This is a genomic window from Shewanella sp. 553, from assembly GCF_059338375.1.
This window is the reverse complement of the sequence record NZ_CM181701.1, coordinates 69,286-92,778: the sequence shown is the minus strand read 5'-3', so window position 1 is coordinate 92,778 and position 23,493 is coordinate 69,286. Positions and strand designations below refer to the sequence as shown.

The window sequence follows — 23,493 nt, the reverse complement described above, 5'->3', positions numbered from 1 at the left end:
GGTTAGGAAAATTCAATGGTGACAATCAACCCAGGTTGATTGTCACTGAGAGTAATGCGCGCATTATGACGCTGTAAAATGGCTTTCACTAGCGATAATCCTAACCCGGTGCCTTTATGGTGACGGCTGGGATCGAGCCGTACTAAGCGATCAAACACCTTTTCGGTCGCCTCAGGCGGAATACCCGGGCCATTATCGATAATTTGTACTTGGTTTCCACGCTGCACTATCTGCACACTGGCGCCTTGGCCTGCATACTTAATCGCGTTATCGACCAGATTAAATAAAGCTTGGAACAACAAGTATTTATCGCCCATCACCGTATAATCGTCAGCGGTTTGCAGCGACAATGTTTGCTCGTTAAGCTCCGCCATTGCATCTGCCATCTCATACAAGTCGCCACACAGGGCTTGTAGGCTTAGGGGCTGCAGTTCGAGAATTTGTTGCCCCTCTTCGATACGGGTTAATGACAACATGGCATCGAAGGTGGCTAAACAATCGTCGAGTTCCTCGGTTAAGATTGCGCAGGCTTCACCGAGTTCATCTACCGACTTATTGGGCAGCTGTTCTATCCCCATGCGCAGATGTGACAGCGGAGTGCGCAAATCGTGAGCGATATTGTCGGTAGCCCCTCGCACCGCGTTAAGGTTGTTCTCTAGAGTATCTAATACGCCATTAAATTTTACCGCCAGCATGTCGAATTCATCTTGACGCCAACTCACGGGTAACCGTGTCGAGTATTCCCCTTTTTCGATACGGCGGCTTAAACGATTGTACTGCACTAAGCGGCGTAGGATCGCCTTAGAAAACAGGTAACCTAAGGCTAAAGTTAATACAATGGTCAACATCAGAGCGGTGATCGCCGCGTTCACAAATCGCTCGATTAAGGTCGCTAACTGGTCGGTTCGCGTGGCAATTAACACAGGGCCATAACGGGTGATAACTAAGCCACCCGTTAGAATATGCAGCTTGTCTGCCCCTCCCGCCAAAATAGGAAACTCTCGGGTTTCAGGCAAGATAGGCATGTCATCGGGCATGAGGCTCAAGGCCCCGACTAGATCGAGCGAGCTGCGCCACACCACTAGGGCAGTTTTGGGGTCGGCGGTACGAATTTGAGTCGCAAAACTGCGTCTATCGAGCGTCAGCGCCATCTGTTGATAGCGCTGTTTTTCTGCCGCTAAATGTTGATTGGTTTGCAGCTCTTGCTCGTTAATCAGCTGGCGATACATACCAAATAGCAAGGTGCCAATGATCAGGGTCACTAAGCCCGAAAAGATGATAGTGATCCGCCAGGCACTACTCTGGTAGGGCTTAATGCCCTTGACGTAGGCGATAACCAGCCCCTCGAACGGTTTCGATTAGTTCACCAAAGCCAAGCTCTTCAAACTTGCGACGCAGCTTAGCTATATGCACATCAATCACATTAGTGCGCGGATCAAAGTGATAGTCCCATACCGCTTCAAACAGCAAGGTACGACTGATCACCTGATTAGGATGTTCCATCAAGTACTTAAGCAATTGAAACTCTTTGGGTTGCAGCGGGATCTCATGGCCTGCCAAGGTCACTTTACGCGTTAGCAGCTCCATCACCAAATTGCCGACGGCTAATTCGGTGTGCGCAGGCGCCGAGTTGCCTCGTTGCATCAGTTTTTCTGCACGCACTAATAGCTCCGAAAAAGCAAACGGCTTGGTCATGTAATCGTCGCCACCAGCTCTAAGGCCCTTAACTCGCTCATCCACGTGGCTAAGGGCCGATAAGATCAGCACAGGGGTTTGATTACCCGTTGCTCGTAGCGCGGCTAATACCTTGAGTCCGTCAAGCTGGGGTAGCATGCGGTCTAAAATAATCAGATCGTATTGCATACTCGTCGCAAGCAGCAGACCTTGATGGCCATCGCTTGCGGTTTCAATATTGTGCCCTTGTTCGGTAAAGCCTTTCACCACATAATCGATGGTGGTAGCGTCATCTTCTACGAGCAATATTTTCATTAAGTTAATCCCACTTAAGTAGGGGCAAAGGCCGCTGATTTTCAATATCAAACGCCAAGCGACGTTTGCCATATTGATCAATTAATTTAAGCTCTAAGTAACTGATCCCTAAGTCATGATCGAGTTGTGCTTCGACAATATGTGCCGTGCTATCGCCCATGGCTGTTTTAAGCAACTGTGAAAACTCCAGATCCATATCCTGCATCAGGCGCACAGCTTTCAGTTCGTCACGATCGTCGGCCTCTAAGGTTGCCACTTTCTGCCTAATAAGCTTGCCATCTTTAGCCCAAAATTCAAATTCTGTCACGGTATCGGCTTGGGTGTTGATCATACTCACTTCATAGATCAGCTCACCATTAACCACATCGATATCAAATTCTGAGATAATCCCACGGTAGCTTTTCTCCGCTTGCGCAATGATCTGCTGCGGGGTCAGACTCTGGCTATCTGATAGTAACTCCAGAACTGTCGAGTTCGCGCTGGCAAACCCAGCAACACTGACACTAGATAACAGCACTAAGCTGATTAACCAACGAGCCATAACTCCTCCATAAAATGTTTAATATCGGTATCTTAACCCCAGCAACAAGCTGCGGGCTAGCGTTAATCTGCTAGGAGATCGATTTCATCAATTGCAATCTCAACCCCTTGCCATTCATCATCCACCTCACCTTTTAGGGTAACAGTGGTGTTGGTTAACACCTCAATATCACGCCATAAGGCATTGTCGATTTCGACTTCTACCTCACCACTCTGGTCTTTAAACAGGTATTTTCCTCCCCTAGGCTCTTTATCAGGTGTCCTGTGAGCGCAACGGGAGTATCAGGTCTAGCCTTAGCCGCTTCTGCTGCCGTCTGCACCGCAGATGGGCTGGCATAGCTATAGGCCACCACGCTAGGCAAGGTCAATACACAAGCTAATATTAATGAACCCGTTAATTTTCTAGTCATATTTGCTCCTATACCGCACTTATCTCAATAAGCGAATTGTAGAGCCCCTATGATGGAAAAGAGATGGAACAAAGATTAATGATTGATCATACAATCGACTAGGGCGAGTTAGCCTGCAGCACAGATTTCTAGGATATGGATAAGCTCTGATTTCAGTGCCACCTCAGTCTCAACCCCAGGGGCTAGGGCAAGCTTTTGCGCCAAATGTAACGGCACCTCTGCGTTAAGGCTATGCTTTACGCCCTTGATACTGGCAACAATGCGCATGGTTTCGCCCATCGCCAAGGTCGACTCCACAGTGATAATCAACTTATTAAAGCTGCGACACAGGCGTCCTTTGGTGATGGAGTTAAACCGAATACCTTGATTGGGGATCACCCAACGCACCGTGGAGCCAATATCTAGGCTGTCAAAATAACTGCTGGCGATGAGGTGATCACCAAACTTCAACCAAGTGATCTGCCGCGCTTCTTCTTGCGCCACCACCTCGGCATCAAACACATTGCGCAGTCCCATCTGCTTTGCCACCGCTTCATTACGTGGCCGGGTGAGTACGTCTCTGGGAGCGCCTTGTTGTAACAACACGCCTTGGCTGATTAAAATCATGCTATCGGCGAGCAACAGGGCTTCATTGAGATCATGAGTGACCATAATCACCGGAATCGCTAACTGCTCTTTAAGCCTCGCTAACTCAAGATACAGGCGCTCGCGGGTTTCGCGATCGACCGCAGAAAAAGGCTCATCAAGCAGCAATACCGAAGGCTGACGCGCTAAGGCGCGTGCTAAAGCGACCCGTTGACGCTGGCCACCCGACAAATTAGCGGGGAGTCGGTCAGGCAGGCCATGTAAATTGACTCGCTCTAACCAATCTTTGGCTCGAGTAACGCGCTCGTCCTTGGGGATATGATCGAGCGCCGCCACCACATTTTCGAGCGCCGTCATATTGGGAAACAAACCAAAGTGTTGCGGCACATAGCCTAAATGACGCTGCTGCGGAGTAAGGTAATCGCCCTGCTGGCTATTAAACCACTGACGCTCACCGTAGCGGATCTCACCCGCTTGAGGCTTGGCTAATCCGGCGATCATCCGCAGTAGCGTCGACTTACCGCCTCCCGATGGCCCCACTACCGCCAACACTTCTCCAGCACGGCAGGTAAACTCGGCATCGAGCACTATCTCTTGGGTTTGATTAACCCTGCAATACAGATCAGCGACGTCTTGAGACACTTAAGCCTCCTAAGCGGCGTGACAGACTGGTGGTCAGCGCTAGTGCCGTAACCGCAAACAGCAGTAATACCAACGACATCTGCCCTGCACTGGCAAAATCGAAGGCTTGTACGCTGTCATAAATCGAGATGGCGATGGTCTTAGTTTCACCGGCAATGTTGCCGCCCATCATCAATACCACCCCAAATTCACCCAATACATGCGAAAAACAGAGTACTAAGGCGGTCAGCACACCAGGCCATACGAGGGGCAGCTCAATTTTGGTTAACGCTTTAAACGGACTCATACCACAACACGCTGCAGCGTCACGCACCTCTTCGGGTACTGCCTCAAAGGCACGTTGAATGGGCTGAATAGCAAACGGAATATTGACTAACACCGAGGCGACCACCAACCCAGAAAAGTGGAATACTAACTGCTGGCCAAGCACATTTTGTAGCAACTGGCCTAACCAAGACTGACTGCCAAGTCCCACCAGCAAGTAATAGCCGATAACGGTAGGCGGTAACACCAAAGGCACCATGATCAAGGCTTCGACCCAAGATTTGCCGCGAAATTGATGATAGGCCAACAAGCGCCCTACCCAGATAGCGAAAGGGATCAGTATGAGCACGGTTACAGTGCTCAATTTGATCGATAAGCCTAACGCCTGCCAATCCATCTGTTACTCTCCCGGTGCTGTGAGTTCAGGCAAACTAAAACCAAAGTCGGTAAACACCGAGCGCGACCTTGCCTGCTGCAAGTAACCATAAAAGAGTTTGGCGGTATCGCCCGCTTTCTCGGTCAATACCATGCGTTGATTGAGCGGCGTATGCCATTCACTGGGCAACGCCACATAGTGGCCAACGGCTTGAAATTGGGGTGCCATCGCCAAAGATAACGCCACAATGCCGCCATCGGTGGAGCCACTCAAGGCAAATTGGGCGGCTTGGGAGACATTTTCGCCAAATATAAGGTGGGATTGTACTTGCTGCCACATACCAAGATGCTCAAAGTATTCGCGAGCTCGCTCACCATAGGGCGCATGATCGGGATTGGCGATGGCAAACCGTTGTAGCAGGCCTTGTTGCAGCATGCTTTTTAACCCCTCTAGCTGGGGATCTAACGCTAATGCAGAGGTTTTTGGAGCCGCTAAGGCTAGACGCCCAATGGCATACAACACGCCATCGCTAGTGGTGACACCAAGCTTATGCAACTGATAAATATATTTATCATCGGCTGATAAAAACAGTTCAAACGGCGCGCCATGGCGGATCTGCGCCACTAAATTACCCGAAGAGCCATAGGAGATACGCACTCGCTGTCCCGTATCTTGGGTAAAATTAGCGGCAATTTTATCGAGCGCAAACTTAATGTTGGCCGCCGCAGCGATGGCGGGGACGTCACTTGCCCAGCTTGGCGATGCGCCGACACACATAATGAATATCGCCACAGCGCGAATAAAGCTCTTCACACTACTCTCCCCAATGCTAGCAAAACGCCATCTTAGAATACGCCTAAATCGCGGCTATTTTTGTTGCCACATCTGCGCCGCTTGTTCATCGGCATCTTTGGCTTCGACCCAATTTTTACCCTGATCGCCCGCCTCTAGCTTCCAAAATGGCGCCTTAGTTTTAAGGAAATCAATTAAAAACTCACAGGCGGCGAACGCGGCCTTACGGTGCGCACTGGTGACGCCAATAAACACTATCTGCTCGCCAAGCGCCATGGTCCCCACGCGGTGAATGATGGTCACCTTGTTGAGCGGCCAGCGCTCACGCGCCTGTGCAGTGATTTGTTGCAGCACGGCCTCTGTCATACCGGGGTAATGCTCTAAGGTGAGATCGGTAACAGCACTGCCATCATTAAAATCACGCACTTTACCCACAAACGTCACCACAGCGCCGTCGCTATTATCATCGGCAATACGGGCATACTCTTGTGGCACGCTAAAATCGTCAGTCTGCACCAATACCCGATCGAACATCGCTGTCATATTAGCCTCCCGTCACTGGAGGAAAGAAGGCCACTTCATCGCCATCTTCCACTGGGGAATCCCAGCTGCTAATGGTTTGATTAACGGCTACCAGCAACTTATCTGAGGCCAGCACTTTAGCCCACTTGTCATCTTTGGCCGCCAGCTGCGCCCGCAATCCTTCAGCGGTACGCGTCACATCGGATGCCTCTACCTTTATCGAACCTTCACCCAATAGCTCACGAACTTGAGCAAAAAAAAGTACATTTATCATTTATCGACACCTTAAACGCTTGTAGCCGTTATACCTTGAAGTGACCCGATTTGCCGCCACGCTTCTCTAGGAGACGTGTCTGCGAAATCAGCATATCTTTTTGCACCGCTTTACACATATCGTAAATCGTCAACGCCGCCACGGAGGCCGCAGTAAGGGCTTCCATCTCAACCCCTGTCTTACCCGATAACTTACATAAGCTGGTAATACGCACTCGATTAAACTCGGGCTGCGCCTCAAGCTCAACCTCAACCTTAGTCAGCATCAATGGGTGGCACAGTGGAATTAAATCGGAGGTTTTCTTCGCCGCTTGAATACCGGCAATACGCGCCGTAGCAAATACGTCACCTTTATGGTGGCTGCCGCTCATGATCATCTCAAGGGTCGCAGGCGCCATTTCGATAAAGGCTTCGGCGCGAGCTTCGCGCTCGGTAACCGCTTTTTCGGTCACATCGACCATATGGGCATTACCGTCGGCATTAATATGGGTGAATTGGTTACTCATCTGTCGCTACCTTTTTGAGATGCATTACAAAGTTACAAGGCCTATGTGTGGCGTCAAGTTGTTGTTTAATAATCTGGTTCCAGCCAGTACGGCAGGCTCCAGTTGAGCCTGGCAAACAAAAAATCGCCGTCTTATTGGCAAAACCGCCTAATGCACGAGATTGCACCGTCGAGGTGCCAAGCTCGTTATAAGTGATGTGGCGAAATAACTCACCAAAGCCATCAATATCACGGTCAAACAGTGGGCGCACGGCTTCAGGAGTATTGTCACGTTCGGTAAAGCCTGTCCCACCTGTGGTGATGATAACTTGTATGTCACCGGCCGCGATCCATTGTGACAGCTGCGCGCGGATCTGGTATTTATCGTCTTTACACAACTGACGATCCAACAAGCGATGACCAGCATCGACAACCGCATCGGCTAAAAACTGGCCCGATGTATCGCGGCTCAGATCGCGAGTATCTGATAGGGTTAAGATCGCAATATTTAATGGTATAAATTTCGAAGTAGTACAATGACCCATAACGCCTCTTCACTCAATAATGGATTCGATAACCAGCCATAGCATCTGGCTGGCAGCCGAGTATACCTATGCACTAACGCCGTGGTATTGCGTTAGGTCATAGAAGCCGATTAACCGCCAATAGATGCTAAATGCTGGGTAACGCCAGTGATGCCGTCATGAAGAAAATGGGTTTGCTTTTTGGTCTGCAGTTGACCATGCAACCGCTCGATAAGCTCGCTGCGCTGCTCACGTTGCTGTAGCAAGTCTCGAAGATCGACGCCGTGTTCGGTAAAGAGACATAAGTGCAATTTACCTTTAGCCGATACCCGCAGACGATTACAGTTAGCACAGAAGTTTTTCTCATAAGGCATGATCAAACCAATACGGCCTTTAAAGTCGTTATGGCTGAAGTTTTGCGCTGGCCCATCATCAATTGCCGAACGGTCTAAATGCCAGCCGTCTTGTATTAGCTGAGCTTTAATGTCCGCACCAGCAAGGTGATGCGCCTGAAAATAGTCACGCCCTAAGCCAGTTTCCATCAATTCGATAAAACGCAGATCGATAGGCGTATTTTTAATCCAGTGCAAAAAGCGCGGTAAGTCTTTGTCGTTCAGGCCTTTCAGCAGCACAGCATTAATTTTCACCCGCTCGAAGCCGGCCGATAATGCCGCATCGACGCCACGCATCACCTCATCGAACTTGTTTTCGCCGGTGATCTGATAAAACATGCGCGGATCTAAGCTATCAACAGAGACATTGATGCGTCTTAAGCCCGCATCAAACCATTCCTTTGCGTGCTTTTCTAAGCGGTAACCGTTGGTGGTCGTGGCAATAGTGGAGATATTGTCGTTATCGGCCACAATACGAATAATGTCGCTAAAGTCTTTACGCAGGCTGGGCTCGCCACCCGTAATACGAATTTTTTGTGTACCCACTTCGCCAAAGGCGCCGACTAGATTTTCAATCTCATTAAGATCTAAAAACTTAGGCTTACCATCGGGACGGTAGCCATCGGGGAGGCAGTAAGTGCATTTGAAATTACAAACATCAGTGACTGACATCCGTAAATAGTGAAATCTTCGACCGAAATTGTCTTGTAGTTGAGACATGATCACCTTTCCAAGTAAGGGGAGGTGAGTCAATTTCTCTTCTCACCCCGGTGGCACTATTGCCACGGCTTACTGTCCATATCATAGACGTAGGACAGAAAGCTCGGAGAACCGTCGTTTGCTAATTATAGGCCGATTTGCTGCCTAGTTAACACCTTTCACGCCACATTTTTACTCCGCCCCCCTGTCACCGTTAACATTCTGTGACAGCGCTCACGCAGATAATTGCTATCAATTAGTCTATCTTGACTGCTTAAACTCTGTGCCATCTAGCAAATTTAAGGTAAGGTGTTGGCAAAGAATAAAACACCCGTTTCAATCGGGGGATAAGTAATAAAAGAGGTGAAGTGATGGAACGCGAATCGATGGAGTTTGACGTTGTTATCGTTGGGGCTGGGCCTGCAGGTCTAGCCACAGCGTGTCGACTAATGCAGATATCCCAAGACAGTGGCCAAGAGTTATCTGTCTGCGTGGTAGAAAAAGGCTCTGAAGTCGGTGCCCATATTTTATCTGGCGCCGTGTTTGAACCTAAGGTACTGGGTGAGCTCTTTAGTGATTGGAAAACTACAGGTGCGCCTCTTCATACTGCAGTCACTCACGATGAACTCTTTATGTTGGGATCTGAGTCCGCTTCGCGTGCCATGCCTAATGCCTTAATCCCCAAGACAATGCACAATGAGGGGAACTACATCATCAGCGTCGGCAACCTTGCCCGGTGGTTGGCTGAGCGCGCCGAAGCACTTGGCGTTGAGATTTTTCCCGGCTTCCCCGCCAGCGAACTGCTGTTTAATGACGACAACAGCGTCAAAGGCATCATCATTGGCGACATGGGCATTGGCGCTGATGGCCAACCTAAAGACAGCTATGAACCGGGTATGGAACTGCATGCCAAATACACCGTCTTTAGTGAAGGTTGCCGTGGCCATTTAGGTAAACAACTGATCGAAAAATACCACCTAGACAATGGCAAGACGCCACAGCACTATGGCCTAGGGTTTAAAGAGATCTGGAAAGTCCCTGCCGAGCAGCACCAGCAAGGTAAAGTGGTCCATACTGGCGGTTGGCCGCTCAATGATGGTGCATCGGGTGGCGGTTTCCTATACCACTTAGAAGATAATCAAGTGGCGGTGGGGTTAATTATCGACCTTAACTATCAAAATCCGCATCTCAGTCCTTTTGATGAGTTCCAGCGTTATAAGACCCATCCAGTGATCAGTCAATATTTGCAAAATGGTGAACGTATCAGCTATGGCGCACGCGCCATTACCAAGGGCGGACTAAATTCACTGCCCAAAATGAGCTTTCCTGGCGGACTGATCATCGGCTGTGATGCCGGCACCCTTAACTTTGCCAAGATCAAAGGCACCCACACTGCCATGAAGAGTGGCATGATTGCTGCTGAGACCATCTGTCATGCATTACATGCCGGGGTAGACGGTGGCAAAGATCTCGACTGTTACCAAGAAAAATTTGAACAAAGCTGGCTGCAAGAGGAGCTCTATACCTCACGTAACTTTGGCCCTGCAATGCACAAATTTGGCGCTTACCTTGGTGGCGCATTTAACTATATTGACCAAAACTGGTTTGGCGGCAAGTTCCCTATCACGCTGCGCGACGAGCATCCTGATCACGCTCAAATGGCCGAAGTGGGTGCCTACAATAAAATTGATTACCCTAAGCCTGACGGTAAGCTCAGCTTCGACAAGCTCTCTTCGGTGTACTTGTCAAACACCTATCATGAAGAAGATCAACGCTGTCACCTGCGTTTAACAGACGAGAGTATTCCACTGCAGGTTAACCTAGTAAAATTTGATGAACCCGCCCAGCGTTACTGCCCCGCCGGGGTATATGAAATCGTTGAAGAAGCGGGCGAAAAGAAATTTATGATCAATGCTCAAAACTGCATCCATTGTAAAACCTGCGACATTAAAGACCCCAGCCAAAACATCACCTGGGTAACGCCAGAAGGCGGCGGAGGCCCCAATTACCCTAATATGTAACCAACTTAGTTGTAAATAAAAACACGCTCACATGAGCGTGTTTTTGCTTGCGCTTGTGATAATAAGTAACCATAATCGCTCACCATACCTACAAGCGTTACCTAAAGCGCACATTTAACATCATCCTACCAATACACTATCGAATGTTTGAGCATGTTTGATCATTCTTGCTCGGCCTTAGATTGACTCATCAAATTAGCTACCGCTATTTAACAATTGTAGATGTGAGTGACCGCTATGACGCTTAATATGCTAACCATTAAACAAAAAATCTTACTCACCGTCGCCTTGGCCGTGTTGTTATCAACCGCCCTCGTCGGTGTGCTCAGTCAACGCAGTGCCAAAGATGTGGTCGAGCAACGCATGCTGACCTCTGAACTGCCCAACACCCTGTTTGCGATCCGCAATAAAATTGAAATGGATATCGCTATTCTGCTGGAGGCCGCCGAGCAACTCGCCAGTAGCAAAATGTTGAAACAGTGGCTGGTCGCCGGACGTCCTGCTGAAAGCGAAGCGATTGTCATCGAGCAGCTCAAGAGTATGCAGCAGCAGTACCACCTGGCTCAGACCTCTTATGCTGACCGCGAAACCGGCGCCTATTATACCCAAGACGGTTTTTTACGCGTCCTAAGCCCAGAGCAAGATGGCTGGTTCTTCGACTATAGAGACAGTCGTCAAGAGCGCATGCTCAACGTATTTACCGAGGCCAATGGCGAGGTCAAACTGTTTATCAACTACCAGCAACCCAATGACAGAGGTTTAGTGGGGCTGGGGAAATCCCTAGACGATATGGTGCGCCTACTCGGCTCATTCACCATAGAACAGAGCGGATTTGTCTACCTTGTTGACGCTAAAGGTCAGGTACAGCTGCACCAAGATACCAGCCAAATTGGCAAGGCCAATGTCGCCTCTCTCTATCCGCAAAGTGATACTCAATCTCTATTATCTAAAAGCGAATTTAAGCTGATCAGAACCGAAATAGACGGCGAGTCAGTATTAGTTGCCAGCAGTTATTTAACCTCGATGGATTGGTATGTAATCGCTCAAGTGCCCGAAAGTGAAGTGTTTGCCTTATTAGAAGAGTCCGCCTACCAAATTTTAATGTGGACCGTACTGATCGCCGCCGCCTTTATTGGTTTGGCCGTGATCGTCGCAAGCTCTGTCAGCCAACCTATCGCCAAAGTCGCTAACATGCTCCAAGATATTGGCCAAGGCGAAGGCGATTTACGCCAACGTCTGCCCGTTGATGGCAATGATGAACTGGCCCAACTGGCGCAAGGGTTTAATAGTTTTATCGAAAAAATTCAACGATCTATTATCGAAGTTACCGACACCAGTGTACAGTTAAGCCACGCGGCTAAAGAGGTGGCCGAACAAGCCCAGCAAACTTTAGATGACAGCCTGCTACAGAAAGATCAAACCATGATGGTGGTGACCGCGATTAATCAAATGGGCGCTACGGTTCACGAAATTGCTGGCAACGCAGCGCAAGCAGCCGACAGTGCAAAAGAGGCCGATCGAGAGTCTAAATCGGGCCAAGATGTTGCAGGTGATGCACGCGATACCATCAACGCCCTGTCGCAGGATGTTGAACAAGTGGGCAATGTTATTGAATCTCTCGCCAACCACACCACTTCTATCGGCAGTATTTTAGATGTGATCCGCGCCGTGTCTGACCAAACCAATTTACTGGCATTAAACGCTGCTATCGAAGCGGCGCGTGCCGGTGAAGCTGGCCGAGGCTTTGCCGTGGTCGCCGAAGAGGTACGTAATCTCGCCTCTCGCACCGCGGTATCAACCGATGAAGTACAAAAAATGATTGATAACTTGCAAGCCGAAGCAGCCCGAGCTGTCGCTGCGATGCAGCAAAGCAAAAGTCGCAGCGAACAAGGGGTGCAGGCCGTTGATAAGGCGCGCCATTCATTAGTCGAGATAAGCCAACAGATTGGTGCCATCAGCGACATGAATATCCAAGTGGCTGCTGCAACTGAAGAGCAATCGACCGTGGTGGAAGACATTAATCGCAATGTCACCGAGATCAGTGAGATCACCCAGCGCACGACGGAAACGTCCAATGCCGTCGCGCAAGCCAGCCAATCGCTTAATCAACTGGCCTTACGCTTAGACACTTTAGTCGCGGGCTTTAAAGTGTAAAACCCTGAGTAAAAAAATAACAAGCCCGCATTCGCGGGCTTTTTATTGCAACTTATATTTAGAGGTCTACAAGGGCTTAACCGCTAACAAGGCGCCTATGGCTTAAAAAAAGGGATCGCTAAGGGATAACGATAACAGATCCCCTCACTGGCCTTCATCGCCGCAATAATGGTGACCACAATATCGAAAATCGCCAGTACGCCAAACAAAATAAAACCAATGCCGATAAACATCAGAATAAAGCAGATCACCGCATAGATAATCATACTGATCTTAAAATTTAAACAGTTACGGCCACAGTGGTCGACAAACGCAATCTCGTCGCGCTTCATCAGCCATACAATCAAGGGGCCTAATATCGACCCCAGCGGGATGAGATAACCGGAGAAGCTGGCAAGATGTACTGCTACCGCCATATTTTTATCATCTCTGGACAATGCCTCGTATTCAGTCACGACTCTCTCCTTGGTAATACATCATTTATTATGGGTATTCATCTTATTTATATTCAGCACGTAAACCAGAATGTATCGCCTCAGGACCGAGCAGACGCATCTGCCAAGGCTCAATCTTTTGGCTGGCTAAACGGTGTTGCAAACTGACCACCCATGCCAGTGCTAAGCCGGTGCAATGGGCAAGACGTTCGTAAGCTGCGGCATCAAATTGATTCGCAAAATAGATCGCCATAGACTCGCGTACACTGATATCGCTGCAACGTTCAATCAAGCGGATCCCATCACTTAAATACAAAGTTCCTGGGGTTAAAATGCGATAAAACCAACCGCACAAACCGCTGGTTTGCATCGCTAAGGCAAATTCAGGATGACCAAATTGATGATTAAGTTTAAAACAAGGTGAACGTCCCTGCGTCACCTGCACTCGTATCTCACCAATAGCAAAAATATCACCAATATTGACCTGAGTTTCATCGAGACCGACCGTACTGATATTTTCGCCCATCGCCGGCGCATCTTTAAAACCAGTCATCATATCCCAGCGCCGGTATTGGCCATAATGTTCGCGCGGAAAATGATGTAGCACGCGATCTAAACCGCCATGATGCTTAGGGTCAGCCTGGCTATCACCCTCGACTCCCAAGGTGCCCACAACCAACTGCTGGCAAGGCTGCTTTGCATCGATCATGCTATTAACCGCTGCGACTAGGCACACCTGATCGCCAGCATATAAGCCAGATATTTTTTCAATCATCAGTTACCACCACAAGAAGTGAATCACCCAGCTCTGCAATCATAGTACGATTCATATATGGGTTTTATGTTATCAATATCCCCCTAAACTCAAGATAAGTTAACACAAAATGGCTTGATTGCTAGCAGCGACCACAGAGATTTTTTGCGTCACAAACTGATTAACATCGTAATAAGATCAAAATGTTACAACTTTTAAATCATGCTATTGCCACAAAAAAGTTCGTCAATAGGGATAAATAACAGGCAAAAAAAATGCCCCAGGATAAGGGCAAGAGAACAGAAACACGCTACTCAATAGAAGTCAGACTTTTGGTCAGCGCTACGCTGTGACCATGAAGCCACTATAAGCGGCAATGATGACACTAAGATGACAGTGTTAAATAAATATCGGCGGATTGATTCAAAGTCAAAAGGGACGGCCTACAAGCTAACACCGTGTGCCAACCTCAAAGCTTATCACCCATCGATGCCTCTAAGTAGTGCTGTAGCTGCGGGCCCGGAATAGAGCTGTGAGTCGACACCGCAAATGCCGCCCAGCGCGCGGCTTCCTCCATAGCCACCACAACAGGATCCCCCTGCACTAAGCCATGGATTAATCCAGCAGCATAAGCATCGCCCGCCCCTGTCGTATCCACCACCTCGGCAGGCTGCGCCGCCACGTGCTGCTCACCATCGGCTTGGTATACCATTGCCCCCGACTCACCATCGGTCACCACAAAGGCTTGTAAGCTGGCACCTGCTATGGTTAAACCGTATTGCCAAGGCGATAACTCACTTCGTCCTTGCATGTCGGCCTTAGAGGCAATTAACACATGACAAGGCCGAGGACGATTATCCTTAGCCAGTTGCGCTATCACCCAGCAATGATTTAATGCGGTCTTAGCCCAACTCACCGCACCTTCGGCCGACGAATTAATATAAAGCGCATCCCAGTTAGACCACTTAGGTGGAGCGGCTAACTCGAACAACGGCCGCTGCGGGCGAATAATGGTGCGCTCACCATCGGGTGTCATCACTAGGAGCATTTCAGGGGTATTACCGTCATGACGCTGCATCAAACGGCAGTCGATCCCTAAGGTACTTACCTGCGCTAATAGCCAATCGCCCACTTTATCGCGGCCCACTTGACTCACCAGCGCCACATTATGACCCGCCCAGACGAGGCCAATACCTGTGTTGGCTCCGCCACCGCCGAGGCGCTCACCACCATCTTGATAGTGGAATCGTCCCCCCATTTTAAGTGGCTTATTGAGCTTTAAGATACGGTCACAATTTAAGTTGGCAACCAGCAAGATATTAGCCATGGGGACTCCGGCATAATGGGCAATTGAGCTGATAATGTGGTTATTATTAGCCATAAAATGAGTGTCAGGTGACGCACTAAACTCAATCAATCAGCCATGCGCCGTGTGGCAACCTCTCTTTATACCAAGCCGGCTATAATAGCTCAACTTTTCATAGTCTGGCTTGGTAATAGATAGCGTGTGACGATGAAAAAGTGCTACAACTGCGGTTATATTTCGCTGGCAAGCTGCTGTAAAAAAGCCCGCATGAACTCACTACGTTTTAGCGCTTCAATACGACCCGCAGTGGTGCACATGGTGTCGCTTAAGTCCAGTAGCTTTTGATAGAAATGATCTAGGGTAAATTGCGTATCATCAGGGAGACGCTGCTGACAAAATGGATCGTCAAGGCTGTATAAGCTGCGTTGCAAACTGCTGCCAACCTGAATACATCGCGTAATACCTATCGCACCTAGTGCATCTAGCCTGTCGGCATCTTGTACGATTTGTGCCTCTCGGGTTTGTGGCGTCACTTTGGCACTAAAACTGTGGGCGACAATGGCATGGTGGATCGCACTAAAATGCCTTGAGGGATAGCTTATCTGGCCTAAAAACTCGATAGCTTGGTCGGCTGCCAAACGTGAGGATTGGGCGCGCAGAGGATCATCTTTCGCCAGCGATACGCAATCATGTAACCAAGCTGCCGGCACCACCACATCGGCGCAAGCGGCTTCTTCACGGCACAGTTGCTTAGCCGATTTAACTACCCGTAACACATGTTGCAAGTCGTGCGCCGCATCACTGGGGCGCTGTAATTGCATAAACTGTGAAAATTGCTGTTCAAACTCGCGCAACGCTGGCTCCTCAATACAAAAAAGGTTGAACCTAGTTCAACCTTTTTTAGTTATCATTTCAAGAGGGTTAACCCATTACATGTCGCAGGCCTTAAGCGGCTTACGCAGCTGAGCACGGACGTTATCCATGCCAGAATAGAACTCTTTCATCATTAACAAGCCCATCATCTTGCCATTATCGGTGACGATCAAGTTGTCAGGATCGGTCGGATCATCCTTAATGGCACCAATGGCCTTCATTGAGGTCATCTCTTTAAACAGCGCCCAATCCAAATTGACCCCAAATGTCTCGCGGAAATACTTACGCGATAACCGACCGGAGAACATGCCCAGCAAGAAGCGATACTGCATCACATCTTTTTTACTGTAGTTCTTCTGCTGCTCGACACCCATACGGCCTGCGGCGATATTTTCTTGATACTTACGCAAAGAGAAATTGTTCACATATAAGGTGTCATTGAGAAAGCTAAATGATCCTGAGCCAACTCCTAAATACTCATCATAATCGATGACATACTCATCAAACCCTTCATTATTGGCCTTACCAAATGCCCATGCCGATAGCTGATTGTATTGACCATTGAGACTATTGAGAATTTGACGATATTGACGAGCCATATCGCCATGCGGCGCCGCCAGCTTGCCCTTAACACTCTTACGCGTTTGATGGGTGATCATCAAAGGATACGTGGTAATTTGGCGTGGATCGAGACGCGCGGCCATATCTAAATCATGCTGGATCACTTCATCGGTTTGACCACGAAAACCAAAGATTAAATCGACGTTGATAATAGGGAAGAGTTCTTTGGCCGCCATGATCTTGTCAAAGGTTTCTTGGCCCGAACCGAACTTTTCTAAGCGATCTGTCATCGCCAAAATATCATCATTAAAGCTTTGCACCCCAATCGACATGCGGTCGACTAGGCCTTTTAACTGTTTAAAGCCGGGGCTGTCTAAATGCTGTGGATCAGACTCACACGACACCTCTTTAATGCTAGGAAATAGCGTCTTAGCATGTTCAATGGTGCGCGCGAGCTCATCTTCTAATACCGTGGTAGTGCCCCCCCCGATATACATAGATTCAAAGTCATAACCAAGCGACTTCACCATATCCATCTCTTTACGCAGCGAAATAAAATAGGCGCGCGCCTTATCCTCTTTAAATATAAATCGGTGGAAGGTGCAGAAAGAGCACAAGGTATGGCAAAAAGGAATGTGGGCATACAGCATGTATTTTTTGCCTTCGACGGGCGCAGGCATCATAGACGCTGATTGGGTATCGAGTCGCAAATTTTTATCAACATAATACTGCATCACTCGTTCCATTGAGCTGAGCATCCAGTTGGGCACAGTAATATTCGCTTGATACGGCTGAATCATATCACCAGACACCGCTTGAACAATTGAAGACATAAACATTCCTAACTGAAACAGACCTTGAATAGCAAAGCCGTTGAATAAATAATGACTTAAAAAAGATACCTAACCTTTTGTGGACCATAAAAGTATCAGCTTCGCTGTATATAAAACGTGAACTCGCCGCCAGTTACAACACCTAGCACGAGATAAACTGCATAATTGTTAAGCATGTCATACTTTAGCAACAAATGATTTATTAGGTGGCTGACCATCAGTAATCCAACACGCTCCACAATCCGTAACCGCTACTCACCCCGCACGTCTATAATGCCGCCTTAGCACTCTCACCTGGGCTTTGATTGAAATAACGCTTAAATTCACGGCTAAATTGCGCCGGACTTTCATACCCGACGGCCAGTGCGACCTCTTTCACCTTGAGTTGACGCAGTTGCAATAACTCACGGGCTTTGTTGAGGCGGATTTTTTTTAAATACTGGATAGGTGATGAAGCCGTAACCTCCTTAAAGCAGCGGTGAAACGCCGAAGGGCTCATATTCACTAAATTGGCTAATTGTTCCACCTCGACGCTATCACCGTAATGACGATGTAAAAAAGTGAGCGCCTTATCGATACGCGACAAACGAGTGTGGCTCAGCGCCAAGGCATACAGAGGCGCCGCATTGTCGAGCGCCAGTAGCCGATAAAGCAGCTCTTGCACCATAGGTCGCCCTAATACTTGCGCCTCTAAGGGTGACTGCAACACCTGTAATAGTCGCTCGATACAACAGGCCATATCGTCGCTATTCGCGGCAACAAAGTAACCGGGTTGGCGCGTCTCATTGAGATCGCTAGGCACCTGATTATGCTCGTCCATCAAGCGAACTAACTGGGTCAATAAAGGCAAGTCGATATCGACAATTAACACCAATACCGGCTCAGCAACCGATGCAAAGGTTTCACACTCTAACGGCACTGGCACCGTCATCACCAAGGAGTTTTGTGGATCATAGTCGAAGACCTGATTGTCCAAATACACCCGCTTCTTACCTTGGCCTACAATTAAGATGCCCTGGGAATAACACATGGGGCCACGCGAGCCATAAGCGGAGCTGCGAAATACCTTAACCCCCGCAATGGCGGTGTCGTTAAAACCCTCCTGCGGCGCTAACGCCAGCATCAAACTTGCAATATTTGTCATCATTAGTCTCTATCATCATTTTACAGCGACTTTATCACCAAGACAGGAAAAAGCATCAAATTGTGCCAATTAAGATCAATATCCACCAGATGTGATAGGAATAGGCACAAATTGACCAGCAATGGGTATTTATGTTTACGCCAATAAGCCTAACATTAACGCTATCATTTCAGCTCGACTACAAGGTACTTAACATGCTCAATTTTGATTATCACAACCCAACCCACATTGTGTTTGGTAAAGATAGAATCGCCGAACTGGATAAATTGATCCCAGCCGATGCCCGTGTATTAGTCACTTACGGTGGTGGCAGCGTGAAACGTTTCGGCACCTTAGACAAGGTCATCGCCGCTCTAGGGTCGCGCACCGTGTTTGAATTTGGCGGTATTGAAGCCAATCCAAAATATGAAACCTTGGCTAAAGCCGCTGAGCTGGCGCGTAAAGAATCTATCGATTTTCTGCTCGCTGTCGGTGGCGGCTCGGTAATGGATGGCACTAAGTTTATCGCTCTCGCGACCAAGTTTGAAGGTGACAGCAGCAGCTTGCTATTCCACGGCTTTAGCCCTGTTCCTGTCGATGCTAAAGATGTATTGCCACTGGCAACCATCGCTACCTTGCCAGCAACAGGCTCAGAGATGAATGCTTTTGGCGTGATAAGCTATCAAGGTGGTAAATTTCCGGTTAACCACCCGAGCATCTACCCAACTTTCTCTATGCTGGACCCAACACTGACCTTTAGCCTACCAAAAATTCAAGTGGCTAATGGTGTGGTTGATGCCTTTGTGCACGTAATTGAGCAATATGCAACCTACCCAGTAGATGCCCGCGTGCAAGATCGCATGGCCGAAGGCATTATGCGTACCCTAATTGAAATTGGCCCAATCACAGTTGCTGAGCCAGAAAACTATCAGGCACGCGCCAACCTGATGTGGAGCGCCACCTCAGCCCTTAATGGCATGATAGGGGTCGGTGTGCCGTTTGACTGGACCACACACATGATTGGCCATGAATTAACGGCGCTGTTTAATATCGATCATGCGCAAACACTGGCCGCGGTATTGCCATCAGTGTGGCGCGTGCGTAAAACCCAAAAGCACGCCAAGTTACTGCAATACGCAGAGCGCGTATGGGACATCACCGAAGGTGATGAAGATAGCCGTATCGAGCAGGCTATCGCTAAGACAGAAGCCTTCTTCCAACAGGTCGGCCTGAAAACGCGCTTACGCGATCATGATATTAGCCAAGATCAAATTGAGTTAGTCATTGATGCTCTCAAGGCACATGGTATGACGGCGCTATCAGAATCTGGCGATCTTGATTTAGATATCAGCCGTGAAATTTTACAGATGGCTTGGTAATCTTTCTGCCAACGCGTGAGATAATAAAAAACCGCCTTGAAAGGCGGTTTTTTTTACTTATCCATTAGCCTAAAGGACCTCGGCTAGCAGTTACAACTTAAAATTGGCCACGACACCACTTAACTGCTCTCTCGTCGCTGCCAGCGATGTGGCACTAGACAGAGTGGCACTGGCGCTCAAATTAAGCTCATCGACCATTTCACGAATGGTGGTTAAGTTACGGTTAATCTCTTCCGATACCGCACTTTGCTCCTCAGCGGCTGTGGCAATCTGATTGCTAAGGCCATTAATATCAAATACATGAGCCACCAGCCCATCAAGATTATCGGTTACTAGCCCTGTGTTATCGGCGGCATCTTGGCAGCTACGTTTAGTTTGATCCATCGCCGCCACCGCCTGCTCTGCCCCACTGCGCAAACGATCTAACATGGTATTGATCTCAGAGGTGCTGGCCTGAGTGCGCGCCGCGAGTGCCCGCACTTCATCAGCCACCACAGCAAAACCGCGCCCCTGCTCACCAGCGCGCGCCGCCTCGATGGCAGCATTCAATGCCAACAAGTTTGTCTGCTCGGCAATTTCTCCAATCACATTGAGCACAGTGGCGATTTGACGGGTATTTTCATGCATTTCGCCAATGGTCGTCGCGGCTTTATCTACCTCACCGACCAAGGCAATCACTCTACCTGTGGCCTCCTCGACAGCCTGTTTCGATTTATCGGCTTGGGCATTGGCTTGCTGAGTAAATTGCGCCGCCGAGGCGGCATCACCTGCCACATTTTGTGCGGTGGCGCTCATCTCTGTCATCGCCGTCACGACCTGATCGGTTTCAATCGTGTGAGTCTGCAGCGCTTGGCTATTGCTGGTCGATTGCTCATTGAGTTGCCCAATTTGCTGCGACATATGATCTGATGCTTGAGAGATATCGGCGAGCATTAGGCGCAGGTTATCAATCACACTGTCGAGATCCCCAGCCAGAGAGCACAGCTCATTATTACCATTGATATTGGTTTTATGGGTTAAGTCACCTTGGGCTAGTCGCTCAACCACAGATTTAATTTGATTGATAATGGCAACCAATTTATGACTCATCACCAAGGCCAAGATTAACGCTATGGCAATGGTCAATATAATGAGGCTAATAATGGTGATTTCTGCCTGCCTAATGTCATCAGCCGCCACCCCAGCCAAATCATGATTACGCGCGGTAATAGCCGATACCAAACTGCGAATAATATCACTGATCTCAGGACCTAATGCGCTGCGCTCACTGGTAAAAACCGGCTCAGAACCTGTGCGCTCCGCCAGCGCGAGCTCTTCATTATATAAGCGTACATACCGCTCGACCGCAGGCTGGAGCCTTTCAATCTTGCTGCTGGCTTGGTCTAAAAAGGTCACATCGTAATTCTTCAACTTAGCAATTAACTGGCGTGCGCTGTTTTGGCTGTTAACGACCTCGCTGGCATTATGCGTAGCAGTGGCGATACGTAATAGAAAAAAGGCTTCACGCACATCAGTAACGCCCTCTGCGAGTTGAGTATTATGCACTAAACGCTGATTAGCCTCTTCCAGTCCAACGAAAGTGCTATAAGAAAGAAAGCCGATAACAACAAGCAGAATACTTGTGAGTACAGTTGGTAACGCAGTCAGAATACTGGTTTTGGTGTGCTGGATCATAATAAACCTCTAACGTGATAGGTGAGCAGTGAAGGCGATAACCAATAAGAAAACCGTCGCTTAGTAGACTCTGTCTGTGAGCGACATTCTCTCATTACTGCCTCATTCACTACCCAAGAAGTAAGTATAGGAGCTGTTTTTACTGTCGATGACAGACTCTTAATCCATTAGATTTAGTTATTACACAGCATGACCATCCGTACTAGGCTTACACCATTAGATATCGACAACATGTCAGCAAACATAAGGGCTACAGACATCTGACCAGAAAGCCTCATCGTATAAACGCTTAAAAAATAAGATGTAAAGATTAAAAAAGACCTAATTTTATTTACCCAATCCGCCATAGGTTAACCGTTTGGGGTCGAGTAAGCGCCGCAGCTCTTCACGGCTTAAGTCGGTCTGCTCGGCAGCCACCTCGACGATTTCACGTTGCTGCTCGTAAGCTTGTTTCGCAATCTCAGCCGCTTTAAGGTAACCAACCACAGGTGTTAACGCTGTCACCAGAATGGGGTTACGCCGTAGCGGCTCCTCTATATTGGCCTGATTCACGCTAAAACTGATAATTGCCTTATCGGCCAGCAAACGGCTCGTGCTGCTGAGTAATTCGATGCTATGCAACAGGTTAACCGCTATTAGCGGTTGCATCACATTGAGTTCAAAGTTACCCGACTGGCCACCAAGGGTGATGGCCGCATCATTACCTATCACCTGTGCAGCCACCATACAGGCCGCTTCGGGGATCACCGGATTGACTTTGCCCGGCATAATGGATGAGCCGGGCTGCAAGGGCTGTAACGCTATTTCGCCGAGTCCGGCCAGTGGCCCCGAGTTCATCCAGCGCAAATCGTTAGCTATCTTCATCATCGCCACCGCGCAGGTCTTCAGTTGCCCCGATAGCGCCACTGCAGTGTCATGGCTGCCCATACGGCTAAACAGATTATCGGCTGGACGAAATCTAACTCCAGTGATACTACTGAGCTTATCGCAAAAACAACTTGCAAAGTCGGGGTGGGTATTGACCCCAGTGCCGACTGCCGTACCGCCTTGGGCAAGCGCCGACAATGACGGCTGCAGCGCGATGAGCATCAGCTGGCATTGCTCAATTTGACTGGCCCAGCCATCAAGCTCTTGGCTAAAGCGCACTGGCATAGCGTCCATCAAATGGGTACGGCCAGTTTTAACCCGCTCGGTTAAGGTCAGAGCTTTTTGACTGATAATCTGTTGCAGATGGCTTAGTGCGGGCAATAATTGCTGCTCAAGCGCCAACATGGCACTGATATGAATACTGCTAGGAATAATATCGTTACTGCTTTGGCCTAAATTGATCTCATCGTTGGCACTCACCTCACGGCCTAGGCGCTGGCTGGCCAAGCAGGCGATAACCTCGTTAGCGTTCATATTGCTGCTGGTTCCCGACCCGGTTTGAAACCTATCGATAGGGAAATGTTGCATCAGCAGTGGATCGTTCTGCAGTTGTTGCACCGCATTGACAATGGCATTGACCGTCACGCTATCAAGTAATGCGAGCTGGCCATTGGCCTCTGCTGCCGCGCGCTTGGCCAGTAATAAGGCGCGTATAAAGGCCTCAGGCATGGGGTCGCCACTAATAGGGAAGTTATCCAAGGCGCGCGCCGTTTGCGCGCCGTACAAGGCATCAAATGGCACTTTAATCTCCCCCATACTGTCTCGCACCGTTTTGTATTTCATCGCCACCCCCTTCTCAATCCACCTCTGTTGAGCTTAGATCAAAACCGACGACTTCACTGCCCACTAGCCAATCAATTCATTGAGAATATTGATTATTTAACAATATCTGCGGTATCCAGTTATATTCAAGCTCAGTCTTGGTTGGCGCAGAGCGTTGAGCACATTTATCGCCATCACAC

General features: G+C 48.7%; 24 protein-coding genes and 1 riboswitch. Of the genes, 3 read left to right on the top strand and 21 right to left on the bottom strand.

Annotation, left to right across the window (positions count from 1 at the left end; genetic code table 11):
- Nucleotides 1–2: 2 nt before the first annotated feature.
- The 13 genes from AC5YBZ_RS00410 to moaA form a co-directional block, all read right to left on the bottom strand.
- Nucleotides 3–1,262: a sensor histidine kinase gene (locus AC5YBZ_RS00410; RefSeq protein WP_494520383.1), complete on the bottom strand. Its 1,260-nt coding sequence runs from the start codon at nucleotides 1,260–1,262 to the stop codon at nucleotides 3–5.
- Nucleotides 1,263–1,311: 49 nt separating this feature from the next.
- Nucleotides 1,312–1,989: a response regulator transcription factor gene (locus AC5YBZ_RS00405; RefSeq protein WP_475515467.1), complete on the bottom strand. Its 678-nt coding sequence runs from the start codon at nucleotides 1,987–1,989 to the stop codon at nucleotides 1,312–1,314.
- 4 nt (nucleotides 1,990–1,993) lie between these two features.
- A complete protein-coding gene (locus AC5YBZ_RS00400; RefSeq protein WP_494520384.1) occupies nucleotides 1,994–2,530 on the bottom strand; it encodes a PepSY domain-containing protein in 537 nt (178 codons plus the stop codon).
- Between the two features lie 62 nt (nucleotides 2,531–2,592).
- On the bottom strand, nucleotides 2,593–2,721 hold the full coding sequence (locus AC5YBZ_RS00395) for a hypothetical protein (RefSeq protein WP_494524781.1): 129 nt from the start codon (nucleotides 2,719–2,721) through the stop codon (nucleotides 2,593–2,595).
- 8 nt (nucleotides 2,722–2,729) lie between these two features.
- Nucleotides 2,730–2,939, bottom strand: coding sequence for a hypothetical protein (locus AC5YBZ_RS00390; RefSeq protein ID WP_494520385.1), 210 nt, complete (start codon nucleotides 2,937–2,939; stop codon nucleotides 2,730–2,732).
- A 108-nt stretch (nucleotides 2,940–3,047) separates the two neighbouring features.
- Nucleotides 3,048–4,166, bottom strand: a complete 1,119-nt coding sequence (locus tag AC5YBZ_RS00385; RefSeq protein WP_494520386.1) for an ABC transporter ATP-binding protein — start codon at nucleotides 4,164–4,166, stop codon at nucleotides 3,048–3,050.
- Complete coding sequence (modB, locus tag AC5YBZ_RS00380) at nucleotides 4,147–4,827, bottom strand: molybdate ABC transporter permease subunit (RefSeq protein ID WP_475515463.1); 681 nt, start codon at nucleotides 4,825–4,827, stop codon at nucleotides 4,147–4,149. Before modB ends, AC5YBZ_RS00385 begins: the two co-directional genes overlap by 20 nt.
- A gap of 3 nt (nucleotides 4,828–4,830) precedes the next feature.
- The gene (modA, locus tag AC5YBZ_RS00375) at nucleotides 4,831–5,583 is read right to left on the bottom strand and encodes a molybdate ABC transporter substrate-binding protein (protein WP_494521555.1); all 753 of its coding nucleotides are present in this window, start codon (nucleotides 5,581–5,583) and stop codon (nucleotides 4,831–4,833) included.
- Between the two features lie 90 nt (nucleotides 5,584–5,673).
- On the bottom strand, nucleotides 5,674–6,141 hold the full coding sequence (moaE, locus tag AC5YBZ_RS00370) for a molybdopterin synthase catalytic subunit MoaE (RefSeq protein ID WP_162599231.1): 468 nt from the start codon (nucleotides 6,139–6,141) through the stop codon (nucleotides 5,674–5,676).
- 1 nt (nucleotide 6,142) lies between these two features.
- The gene (gene moaD / locus AC5YBZ_RS00365; protein ID WP_494520387.1) at nucleotides 6,143–6,394 is read right to left on the bottom strand and encodes a molybdopterin synthase sulfur carrier subunit; all 252 of its coding nucleotides are present in this window, start codon (nucleotides 6,392–6,394) and stop codon (nucleotides 6,143–6,145) included.
- A 28-nt stretch (nucleotides 6,395–6,422) separates the two neighbouring features.
- Nucleotides 6,423–6,899, bottom strand: coding sequence for a cyclic pyranopterin monophosphate synthase MoaC (moaC, locus tag AC5YBZ_RS00360; RefSeq protein ID WP_110458727.1), 477 nt, complete (start codon nucleotides 6,897–6,899; stop codon nucleotides 6,423–6,425).
- A complete protein-coding gene (moaB, locus tag AC5YBZ_RS00355) occupies nucleotides 6,892–7,422 on the bottom strand; it encodes a molybdenum cofactor biosynthesis protein B (protein ID WP_494520388.1) in 531 nt (176 codons plus the stop codon). The genes moaC and moaB overlap by 8 nt, the downstream gene beginning before the upstream one ends.
- A 110-nt stretch (nucleotides 7,423–7,532) precedes the next feature.
- Nucleotides 7,533–8,513 carry a GTP 3',8-cyclase MoaA gene (gene moaA, locus AC5YBZ_RS00350; protein WP_494520389.1) on the bottom strand — a complete coding sequence of 327 codons (981 nt, stop codon included), beginning with the start codon at nucleotides 8,511–8,513 and terminating at the stop codon, nucleotides 7,533–7,535.
- A riboswitch (molybdenum cofactor riboswitch) is annotated at nucleotides 8,501–8,634 on the bottom strand. It overlaps the preceding gene by 13 nt.
- Before the next feature lie 229 nt (nucleotides 8,635–8,863).
- Here moaA and AC5YBZ_RS00345 point away from each other — a divergent pair.
- Nucleotides 8,864–10,513 carry an electron transfer flavoprotein-ubiquinone oxidoreductase gene (locus tag AC5YBZ_RS00345; RefSeq protein WP_494520390.1) on the top strand — a complete coding sequence of 550 codons (1,650 nt, stop codon included), beginning with the start codon at nucleotides 8,864–8,866 and terminating at the stop codon, nucleotides 10,511–10,513.
- A gap of 237 nt (nucleotides 10,514–10,750) precedes the next feature.
- Nucleotides 10,751–12,667 carry a methyl-accepting chemotaxis protein gene (locus tag AC5YBZ_RS00340; protein WP_475515458.1) on the top strand — a complete coding sequence of 639 codons (1,917 nt, stop codon included), beginning with the start codon at nucleotides 10,751–10,753 and terminating at the stop codon, nucleotides 12,665–12,667.
- A 95-nt stretch (nucleotides 12,668–12,762) separates the two neighbouring features.
- On the opposite strand, the gene AC5YBZ_RS00335 is transcribed toward AC5YBZ_RS00340, so the two are convergent.
- From AC5YBZ_RS00335 to AC5YBZ_RS00310, 6 genes are all read right to left on the bottom strand, one after another.
- Nucleotides 12,763–13,083 carry a DUF4870 domain-containing protein gene (locus AC5YBZ_RS00335; protein WP_475516893.1) on the bottom strand — a complete coding sequence of 107 codons (321 nt, stop codon included), beginning with the start codon at nucleotides 13,081–13,083 and terminating at the stop codon, nucleotides 12,763–12,765.
- Between the two features lie 82 nt (nucleotides 13,084–13,165).
- Entirely contained in the window at nucleotides 13,166–13,876 is a 711-nt protein-coding gene (locus tag AC5YBZ_RS00330) for an MOSC domain-containing protein (RefSeq protein ID WP_475515457.1), read from the bottom strand.
- Nucleotides 13,877–14,324: 448 nt separating this feature from the next.
- Nucleotides 14,325–15,182 (bottom strand): PfkB family carbohydrate kinase, encoded by an 858-nt coding sequence (locus tag AC5YBZ_RS00325; protein ID WP_475516892.1) that lies wholly within the window; start codon nucleotides 15,180–15,182, stop codon nucleotides 14,325–14,327.
- A gap of 209 nt (nucleotides 15,183–15,391) precedes the next feature.
- Nucleotides 15,392–15,982 carry an HD domain-containing protein gene (locus AC5YBZ_RS00320; protein ID WP_475516891.1) on the bottom strand — a complete coding sequence of 197 codons (591 nt, stop codon included), beginning with the start codon at nucleotides 15,980–15,982 and terminating at the stop codon, nucleotides 15,392–15,394.
- Between the two features lie 108 nt (nucleotides 15,983–16,090).
- The gene (locus AC5YBZ_RS00315) at nucleotides 16,091–17,428 is read right to left on the bottom strand and encodes a coproporphyrinogen III oxidase family protein (RefSeq protein WP_494520392.1); all 1,338 of its coding nucleotides are present in this window, start codon (nucleotides 17,426–17,428) and stop codon (nucleotides 16,091–16,093) included.
- A 268-nt stretch (nucleotides 17,429–17,696) separates the two neighbouring features.
- Nucleotides 17,697–18,575, bottom strand: coding sequence for an AraC family transcriptional regulator (locus AC5YBZ_RS00310; RefSeq protein ID WP_475515455.1), 879 nt, complete (start codon nucleotides 18,573–18,575; stop codon nucleotides 17,697–17,699).
- A gap of 191 nt (nucleotides 18,576–18,766) precedes the next feature.
- Here AC5YBZ_RS00310 and AC5YBZ_RS00305 point away from each other — a divergent pair, with 191 nt between their 5' ends.
- Nucleotides 18,767–19,930 (top strand): iron-containing alcohol dehydrogenase, encoded by a 1,164-nt coding sequence (locus tag AC5YBZ_RS00305; RefSeq protein ID WP_494543295.1) that lies wholly within the window; start codon nucleotides 18,767–18,769, stop codon nucleotides 19,928–19,930.
- Nucleotides 19,931–20,020: 90 nt separating this feature from the next.
- On the opposite strand, the gene AC5YBZ_RS00300 is transcribed toward AC5YBZ_RS00305, so the two are convergent.
- Nucleotides 20,021–21,604 carry a methyl-accepting chemotaxis protein gene (locus tag AC5YBZ_RS00300; RefSeq protein ID WP_475515453.1) on the bottom strand — a complete coding sequence of 528 codons (1,584 nt, stop codon included), beginning with the start codon at nucleotides 21,602–21,604 and terminating at the stop codon, nucleotides 20,021–20,023.
- Between the two features lie 327 nt (nucleotides 21,605–21,931).
- Complete coding sequence (locus AC5YBZ_RS00295; RefSeq protein WP_494524207.1) at nucleotides 21,932–23,314, bottom strand: class II fumarate hydratase; 1,383 nt, start codon at nucleotides 23,312–23,314, stop codon at nucleotides 21,932–21,934.
- Nucleotides 23,315–23,493: the final 179 nt, after the last annotated feature.

Coding starts and splice junctions, on each gene's coding strand:
- AC5YBZ_RS00320 (WP_475516891.1), bottom strand. CDS start 15,982: ATGCAATTACAGCGCCCCAGTGATGCGGCGCACGACTTGCAACATGTG.
- moaC (WP_110458727.1), bottom strand. CDS start 6,899: ATGAGTAACCAATTCACCCATATTAATGCCGACGGTAATGCCCATATG.
- moaE (WP_162599231.1), bottom strand. CDS start 6,141: ATGACAGCGATGTTCGATCGGGTATTGGTGCAGACTGACGATTTTAGC.
- AC5YBZ_RS00335 (WP_475516893.1), bottom strand. CDS start 13,083: ATGGCGGTAGCAGTACATCTTGCCAGCTTCTCCGGTTATCTCATCCCG.
- AC5YBZ_RS00325 (WP_475516892.1), bottom strand. CDS start 15,182: ATGGCTAATATCTTGCTGGTTGCCAACTTAAATTGTGACCGTATCTTA.
- modB (WP_475515463.1), bottom strand. CDS start 4,827: ATGGATTGGCAGGCGTTAGGCTTATCGATCAAATTGAGCACTGTAACC.
- AC5YBZ_RS00400 (WP_494520384.1), bottom strand. CDS start 2,530: ATGGCTCGTTGGTTAATCAGCTTAGTGCTGTTATCTAGTGTCAGTGTT.
- AC5YBZ_RS00315 (WP_494520392.1), bottom strand. CDS start 17,428: ATGTCTTCAATTGTTCAAGCGGTGTCTGGTGATATGATTCAGCCGTAT.
- moaB (WP_494520388.1), bottom strand. CDS start 7,422: ATGGGTCATTGTACTACTTCGAAATTTATACCATTAAATATTGCGATC.
- AC5YBZ_RS00330 (WP_475515457.1), bottom strand. CDS start 13,876: ATGATTGAAAAAATATCTGGCTTATATGCTGGCGATCAGGTGTGCCTA.
- AC5YBZ_RS00310 (WP_475515455.1), bottom strand. CDS start 18,575: ATGATGACAAATATTGCAAGTTTGATGCTGGCGTTAGCGCCGCAGGAG.
- AC5YBZ_RS00340 (WP_475515458.1), top strand. CDS start 10,751: ATGACGCTTAATATGCTAACCATTAAACAAAAAATCTTACTCACCGTC.
- AC5YBZ_RS00295 (WP_494524207.1), bottom strand. CDS start 23,314: ATGAAATACAAAACGGTGCGAGACAGTATGGGGGAGATTAAAGTGCCA.
- AC5YBZ_RS00405 (WP_475515467.1), bottom strand. CDS start 1,989: ATGAAAATATTGCTCGTAGAAGATGACGCTACCACCATCGATTATGTG.
- moaA (WP_494520389.1), bottom strand. CDS start 8,513: ATGTCTCAACTACAAGACAATTTCGGTCGAAGATTTCACTATTTACGG.
- moaD (WP_494520387.1), bottom strand. CDS start 6,394: ATGATAAATGTACTTTTTTTTGCTCAAGTTCGTGAGCTATTGGGTGAA.
- AC5YBZ_RS00305 (WP_494543295.1), top strand. CDS start 18,767: ATGCTCAATTTTGATTATCACAACCCAACCCACATTGTGTTTGGTAAA.
- modA (WP_494521555.1), bottom strand. CDS start 5,583: ATGTGTGTCGGCGCATCGCCAAGCTGGGCAAGTGACGTCCCCGCCATC.
- AC5YBZ_RS00345 (WP_494520390.1), top strand. CDS start 8,864: ATGGAACGCGAATCGATGGAGTTTGACGTTGTTATCGTTGGGGCTGGG.
- AC5YBZ_RS00300 (WP_475515453.1), bottom strand. CDS start 21,604: ATGATCCAGCACACCAAAACCAGTATTCTGACTGCGTTACCAACTGTA.
- AC5YBZ_RS00390 (WP_494520385.1), bottom strand. CDS start 2,939: ATGACTAGAAAATTAACGGGTTCATTAATATTAGCTTGTGTATTGACC.